We start from the raw sequence: 6,307 nt of genomic DNA on the forward strand, positions 1-6,307 counted from the left end.
CGTTTTCTTGAGAGCGCCCCCAGGGCCGGGCTGCGCCCAGCCCGCCCCCCGTGGGGGTCAAGAAAACTTGGGGCGGCCCGGCGTTTTCTTGAGAGATCCAGCGTGTCGTCGGCCGCGTAACCGTATTGGTAGATCCATTCCGCGTAGTACGCGGCGCGGACCTTCTCCTCCGGATCGGAGCATTGTTCCGCGGCGTTCACCGCCACGTAGCGAATCTTCTCGGTCTTGCCGCTGGTGATGAGCTGCAGGTGACCATCCCCGACGGCGCGCTGGATCCGTTCAGTGAGTTCCATGATGGTGGTGGCCTTCAGTCTCTTTGCTTGTTGGTGTCGATGCCTTCATCCGCGCATCCGGCGCGCACCCAGTCGTCCACTTCGGACAGCTTGAACTTCCACAGGCGCCCGACGCGGTGCGCCGGCAGCCCTCGGCGCTCGCGCCAGCGATACACGGTGTCCTTGGCCACTCCGAGGTGCTGGGCGACCTGCTCGACGGAAACCCACGGTTCTGTGGTCATGGCGTCCGCGCTGCCTGTTGGAAGCGAATCAAGTGGATTAAACCGGATGAAAGTCTATCAGGGGAAAGATGCTTGCCCAAGCTTGTTCACGCCGTCGCGCGAGTCTTGCGGGCAGGACTTGCTTGCACCGCAATGTGCTCAATGACCACTGGTGGCCGGCTCGGGAACCGGGCCACGCTTTTCCAGGCGCGAGATGACGCCACCTCAGCTCAACAAGCTCTTGAGATCCTTGAGCATCAGGAACAGGTGATACGGATCGGTCGGGCTGGGCTCGAATTCCCACGATTCGTACCAGCGCCGCGCTGCATCATCCTTGGCTTGTACCAGCAGGCAGCGAACGCCGGCGATGTCGGCGGCCTGTGCGGTACGCAGCAGGGCGTCCTTGAGCAAGGCCTGGCCCAGACCCTTGCGTTGATGCTCCTTGTCCACCGCGAGCCGGGGCAGGATCATGACCGGCACCGGGTGACGCGCCAGCCCCTTCATCACTCTCGAGGGTCGCCACCTACACCCGCAACGTCAAGCGCTGGAGCGACGGGGCCATGGTGCTGCGATGGGTCGCCAGCGCCTTGAACGACGCCGCTGCGCGCATGCGCCGATTGCGTGGCTGCGACCAGATGAAGACCTTGCTGCAAGCCCTCGCGCAGCGCTCACCCAAGGACACCGTCGAAGCCACTCGCCAAGCCGCGTAGCATCCCCACCATGGAGCCGTCGCCTCAGCACGGTTCAACAGCGAACGGGACATCGCCTCGATCAGTTCGGCGATGTGCTTATTGTTCCTGTGAGACTTCGGGGCCACTCGATGCTCCTTGGATTGATGCTGAGTGGCCTCCTTTGCGTCGGCACCGTCAGCGCGGTTCGACATTCACGGGATGACTCCCAACATGATCTTGGTCTTGATGCTGGACAGCCAGTCCTCGCGGTACTGCAAGGCCAAGGCGTCGAGATTCACGCGACCGACGCCCGCCTTGCGGGCGAGGTCTTCCAGCGAGGTCATGCAGCTGATCCAACCCAGCCCATTCGATGCCAAGAGGGCCGCCTTGTCGGCGGTGGTCACGACGATGACGTTGCTGGGCAGGAGCTTGCTGGCATGCAGCCACGCGAACAGGTGCTTTTCGCCATCGTCCAGCGTCATGCATCCGGGCTGGCGGGTGACCAGTGCGGCCAGTTCCTTGCGGGTGACGGGATGCCGGGCCGTGAGGCCCGCGTGCAGTTCAGCGGGCGGAACCGCCACATGGCGTGGATCGGTGGGATCGCCGGTCAGGGTTTCCTCGACGCATTTCTCGACCGTTTCGACCGCGAAGTGCGTGGTGATGGCTGTCCAGCACCGTGTGCGAAATGCTTCGAGGATGACGTTCGTGTCAGCGAATACGCGCACTTGAGGCATACGGTATTCACCTCAAAGCTCGAACGGAGCGGGCAAGTCGTACTGGCCGAACAGCTCGGTCAGTCCGCCAAGGCCAATGCCGATGGCTTTGGCGGCCTTGCGCGCCGACAGCCTTCCGTTTTCCAGCGCCTCGTGCAGCATATTCACGAAGGACGCGGAGAACCGCTTGGGCGCGCCGGAAACGGAGGGGCGCTGCTTCTCCTGCGAGAGGCTTAGCCGTGTGTGTTCGCCGATCAGCTTGAGGTTGAACAGCCGCCATGCCAGTGCCACCGGCGCGACGCGCAACAGGGCCGCGACCTCGCACAAATGCGCGATGTCGTTGACGCGTTCCTTGTCGATGAGCTTGTCGAGCGAGGCGCGCGGCATCAGCAGCCCAGCCGCGAAGCTGTTCGCCAGCTGCTCGACGCGCTTGCCCTTGGTGCGCTCCTCGAAAGAGTTCGACTCCCGGTGTTCGGGCCTCATCGCATCCCACGTCAGCGCATGGAAGAGTTCGTGGGCGAGATCGAAGAAGCGCCGAGCCTCGCTTTCGTTGCGGTTGATGAGGATGACGCCCATCTCCTCCAAATGGCAGGTCGCACCGGAGATCGACTTACCGTCTGCGGTTTCGACCGTGTCGACGAACAGCACTGGGATGTCCAGTTCGCGCTCGACTTTGTCGATCAGGGTCTCGGCAGGAATGACGCCCAGGTCGAGCTCTGCGGCCAAGCTTTCCGCGCGCTCCTGCGCATCCTCGTAGGACGACTGGGTGGACAGGCGCAGGGCACGCTTGAGCACGCTGGCCCGGCTGTCGCGCTGTTCGCGCAACCAGCGCAGCAGCCCGATCCATTGGCCAGCCTTCAGCTCGAAGCCGTCCAGGCTCTCCTCCGACACGCCGGGGTCGGCACGCCAGTTGAATTGCGCCTCGCCCGCGACGGCGAAGGGGTCGATGAAGAACTCGATGTCCCGATCCAGCAGATCGGTCAGGGCGAGCATTTCCTCCGCCCGCAGCGTGCGCTTACCGTTTTCGATGTCGGAAACCGACTGGCGGTCGTTCAGGCCAAGGCCTTCAGTGAGCTGATCCTGCGTCCAGCCCTTGGACTCGCGCGCCGCCTTCACGCGGAAGCCGATCAGCTTGTGCGAGATCTTGTCGAGCATGGGTTGGCACCTCCGAAAACGTCATTTTACGCTTGCGAACGTAGTTGCGCAAGAAAGTCTTGCGAAATGCGGAACGCAACGGCATTACCCTACGTTGCCATCCGCTTCGGAAGATCAGGCTCACTATCCCTGACGGTTGCCATTCCCCGGGGCCGTCATGAAGAACCTCGAACTCGCATCTCCCTCGGAGATGAGCGCCAGCGCCCGTGCTGGCGAAATCGCCGCCATCCTTGCGGCTGCCATCGTCCGCACCCTTGCTGCGGACGAGCCAAAACAGAGAGAAGTTGGCCTTGGCTTTCCGCCCGAACAGCGCGTTCATACAACCCCCTATCAACAGGAGAAGTTGTGATGAACGAGAAACAAGCATCCGTTGCCGGATCGCGGAGCTGTCCAGCCTGCCCATCGCTGAGCTGTGGCCAGTGTGGGATCGGTACTTCAGCAGCCGCCCCATCAACCCCAACGGCGCCTACATCGAGTCGCGCATCGCCTACAAGATGCAGGAGGAGGCCTTCAGTGGCCTGTCGCACACCACGCGCCAGCGCTTGGAAGCCATCGGCGCCAAGCATTCCAAGATCAAGCTGCGGGCGCGGCCGCGCGACATCAACTTCGCGCCAGCTGAACGGATAGTGTGAAGGTGGCGGCTCCTTTCGCCCGCATGCGAGCATGCGGGTGCCTCGCAAGCAAAGAAAGGAGCCACCAAGATGAAGTCTCGCACGAAGTCCAAGGCGCGCGCATGCGCGTAACCCGAAGTTCAGATTTCGATGCCGATGCAGGGCGTTCTGCAGGACGTGCAGCAAGCGTTTTACGGGCTGTGCATCGAAGCCGGTCGGCGGGTTCTGGACGTGACGATGGAAGCCGACCGGGAGGCGCTGTGCGGGCCCAAGGGCGTGCCCGATGCCCAGCGCCGCGCGGTGCGAGGTGGGCACACCAGCAGCCGCGTCGTGCTGGGCGGTCAGCGCATCGACATCCGCCGGCCGCGGGCACGCGCCCTCGACTCCGGGGAGTTGCCGCTGCCCACGTTCGCCTGGGCGGCGGGAGCCGACCCGCTCAACGCGGCCACGCTGGCGGCGGTGGCCGCAGGGGTGTCCACGCGACGCTATGCCAGCACGCTGGATCCGCTGCCACCCAAGGTGCGCAGGTCCTGCGCATCCAAGAGTGCCGTGTCGCGCCGATTCAAGGAACTCAGCCAGCAGCAGCTCGACGCCTGGCTGAACCGCCGACTCGACGCCATGGACCTGCCCTTCATCATGATCGATGGCATCCACTTCGCCGACCGCATGGTCCTCATCGCCCTGGGGATCGATGATCACGCCGGCAAGCACATTCTGGGCATCCGCGAGGGATCCAGCGAGGCCGCCCGCGTCGTGACGGCACTGTTGTCCGATCTCATCGAACGCGGCCTCGATGCCCAGCCAGCGTCAACCGCGCGCTGCGCGATGCCTGGGCGGCCAGCGACGCCGATCTGGCTCGGCGTCAACTGCAGCGCCTGGCCAGCTCCATGGCCTCCAAGCATCCAGGCGCCGCCGCCAGCCTGCGCGAGGACCTGGAGGACACGCTGACCTTGCAGACGCTGGGCATCACCGGCTCGCTGTACCGCACCCTGCGCACCACCAACCCGATCGAAAACCTCAACGGGCTCGTCGCCACCTACACCCGCAACGTCAAGCGCTGGAGCGACGGGGCCATGGTGCTGCGATGGGTCGCCAGCGCCTTGAACGACGCTGCTGCGCGCATGCGCCGATTGCGTGGCTGCGACCAGATGAAGACCTTGCTGCAAGCCCTCGCGCAGCGCTCACCCAAGGACACCGTCGAAGCAACTCGCCAAGCCGCGTAGCATCCCCACTATGGAGCCGTCGCCTCAGCACGGTTCAACAGCGAGCGGGACATCGCCTCGTGGCCATTGCGTACAAGTTACAGATCGTCTACGTGAAGTTTGTCGGCACCCACAAGGAGTACGACGCAGTGGACGCAGAAACCATCGAGTCGGCCTGACCGGCCACGGAGGAAAACATGGACATCCGCCCCATCACATCACTGCCCCCGATCCAGTGGAAGCCATCAAATTCCGGATGGATCAGAGCGGTTTGTCCGTCAAAGATCTTGAGCCGATCATTGGCAAAAGCAACCGCGTCTACGAAATCCTGAGCCGCAAACGCCCGCTGACGCTGGCCATGATCCGCAGACTGCACAAAAGCCTGGGCATCCCGGCCGATGTGCTGATTGCGGAGACGGTTGCCGGGTGATCAGCGAACACTGAGCTTGGCTTCTACGGTGAACAGCGTTGTCATGGGGTCGAGGTGGGCGTCAGCCAGTTGCTGCGCGGCGAGTTGTCGCCGTCCTGGCTGGCGCAACGTGAGACCCTGGTTGCAGGCTCGCGCTGATATCCGTGCCGCACCGACCCGCCGCCGCAAGGCGGTTTTTTTGGGTTCTTCACGGATGTCCGGGGAAGGCAGTCCGGATCTTGAGGAAGAAGTAGTCGGTGTCGCGATAGCCGTAGGCCATGCGTTTGATGACCTTGATGCGGTTGTTGATGCCCTCGAGCTGGCCGGTGTGCATGGGCCAGCGGACCCTGGAGAGGATGCCGCGCCAGTACGGACGTAGCTGCTGAGCAAAGCGCTGCAGGGCCTCGATGTCGCTGTCGAGGGCATGTTCAAGCCACTGCCGCCACCGGCGCCGCCACTCCCATGCGTCGGGCGCGGTCCACAGCGCCTTGAGTTCTTCCTTCATGACGTAGGCGATCATCAGCGGCTGATTGGCTTGCAGGACGTCTTCGAGGCGAACACGCTCCCTGGCGCCCAGCGACGCACGGTTGCGCAGCAACAGCCAGTGAGCCTGCTTGACGACGCGCCGTGCTGGCTTGTCGTGCCGCAGCGCGTTGGCTGCATCGACACGCACGCGGCTGATCACCTCCCGGCCATACTTGGCCACGACGTGGAACAGGTCGTAGATGATCCGGGCCTGCGGGCAGTGCTTGCGTGTTGGCGCCGACCGAAATTTGAGCCACGTATGAGGGTTGTGCCGACCGAAAACTGGGCCAGGTGTTCGACCTACCCTGCTGTTTTTTTGTGCGGCGGGGACGACAGGAATGATCACCATGGACATGATCGGCAAGATCCGGCGCCTGCACCGTCGGGACAAGCTCAGTGAGCGCGAGATCGCCCGCAAGACGGGGTTGGCGCGCAATACGGTGAGCAAGTGGCTCAAGGGCGAAACGCCCAAGGTGCCGAAGTACGTTCGAGGGGAACAGGCGAGCAAGCTCACGCCCTTCCACGACG

At 63.7% G+C, this 6,307-nt stretch carries 11 protein-coding genes and 3 pseudogenes; 8 read left to right on the plus strand and 6 right to left on the minus strand.

Going from position 1 to position 6,307, the window contains the following annotated elements:
- The 3 genes from D466_RS22525 to D466_RS22530 form a co-directional block, all read right to left on the minus strand.
- Positions 1-293: hypothetical protein (locus D466_RS22525; RefSeq protein ID WP_038167050.1), on the minus strand; the 293-nt coding region annotated here is incomplete at its 3' end.
- A gap of 14 nt (positions 294-307) precedes the next feature.
- Complete coding sequence (locus tag D466_RS0119690; protein ID WP_018915394.1) at positions 308-514, minus strand: helix-turn-helix domain-containing protein; 207 nt, start codon at positions 512-514, stop codon at positions 308-310.
- A 204-nt stretch (positions 515-718) separates the two neighbouring features.
- Positions 719-997, minus strand: coding sequence for an N-acetyltransferase (locus D466_RS22530; protein WP_018915395.1), 279 nt, complete (start codon positions 995-997; stop codon positions 719-721).
- 56 nt (positions 998-1,053) lie between these two features.
- Between D466_RS22530 and D466_RS24345 the strand changes: the two genes are divergently transcribed.
- Positions 1,054-1,203, plus strand: coding sequence for a hypothetical protein (locus D466_RS24345; protein WP_018915396.1), 150 nt, complete (start codon positions 1,054-1,056; stop codon positions 1,201-1,203).
- A 173-nt stretch (positions 1,204-1,376) separates the two neighbouring features.
- On the opposite strand, the gene D466_RS0119705 is transcribed toward D466_RS24345, so the two are convergent.
- Together D466_RS0119705 and D466_RS0119710 are read right to left on the minus strand one after the other, a co-directional pair.
- Entirely contained in the window at positions 1,377-1,898 is a 522-nt protein-coding gene (locus D466_RS0119705) for a hypothetical protein (RefSeq protein WP_018915397.1), read from the minus strand.
- Between the two features lie 12 nt (positions 1,899-1,910).
- Positions 1,911-3,032, minus strand: coding sequence for an XRE family transcriptional regulator (locus D466_RS0119710; RefSeq protein ID WP_018915398.1), 1,122 nt, complete (start codon positions 3,030-3,032; stop codon positions 1,911-1,913).
- Positions 3,033-3,189: 157 nt separating this feature from the next.
- On the opposite strand from D466_RS0119710, the gene D466_RS23705 reads away from it, so the two are divergent.
- The 6 genes and pseudogenes from D466_RS23705 to D466_RS22545 all read left to right on the plus strand — a co-directional run.
- On the plus strand, positions 3,190-3,381 hold the full coding sequence (locus D466_RS23705) for a hypothetical protein (RefSeq protein ID WP_081630073.1): 192 nt from the start codon (positions 3,190-3,192) through the stop codon (positions 3,379-3,381).
- A 70-nt stretch (positions 3,382-3,451) separates the two neighbouring features.
- Positions 3,452-3,664: a DUF2924 domain-containing protein gene (locus D466_RS22535; protein ID WP_018915399.1), complete on the plus strand. Its 213-nt coding sequence runs from the start codon at positions 3,452-3,454 to the stop codon at positions 3,662-3,664.
- Positions 3,665-3,793: 129 nt separating this feature from the next.
- Positions 3,794-4,591 carry a transposase gene (locus tag D466_RS24995; RefSeq protein ID WP_081630071.1) on the plus strand — a complete coding sequence of 266 codons (798 nt, stop codon included), beginning with the start codon at positions 3,794-3,796 and terminating at the stop codon, positions 4,589-4,591.
- Positions 4,495-4,866, plus strand: coding sequence for a transposase (locus D466_RS25000; protein ID WP_255326098.1), 372 nt, complete (start codon positions 4,495-4,497; stop codon positions 4,864-4,866). The genes D466_RS24995 and D466_RS25000 overlap by 97 nt, the downstream gene beginning before the upstream one ends.
- A gap of 56 nt (positions 4,867-4,922) precedes the next feature.
- Positions 4,923-5,024, plus strand: a pseudogene (locus tag D466_RS23035) (type II toxin-antitoxin system HigB family toxin); the annotation flags it as partial.
- Positions 5,025-5,062: 38 nt separating this feature from the next.
- Positions 5,063-5,275, plus strand: a pseudogene (locus D466_RS22545) (type II toxin-antitoxin system HigA family antitoxin); the annotation flags it as partial.
- A 187-nt stretch (positions 5,276-5,462) separates the two neighbouring features.
- On the opposite strand, the pseudogene D466_RS22550 reads toward D466_RS22545, so the two are convergent.
- A pseudogene (locus D466_RS22550) lies at positions 5,463-6,008 on the minus strand (ISL3 family transposase); the annotation flags it as partial.
- A gap of 118 nt (positions 6,009-6,126) precedes the next feature.
- Between D466_RS22550 and D466_RS0119740 the strand changes: the two are divergent.
- A partial coding sequence (locus tag D466_RS0119740; protein WP_026285518.1) for a helix-turn-helix domain-containing protein occupies positions 6,127-6,307 on the plus strand: 181 nt, incomplete at its 3' end.

Origin of the sequence: Thiomonas sp. FB-6 (assembly GCF_000377645.1) — a bacterium.
Lineage (GTDB): Bacteria > Pseudomonadota > Gammaproteobacteria > Burkholderiales > Burkholderiaceae_C > Thiomonas_A.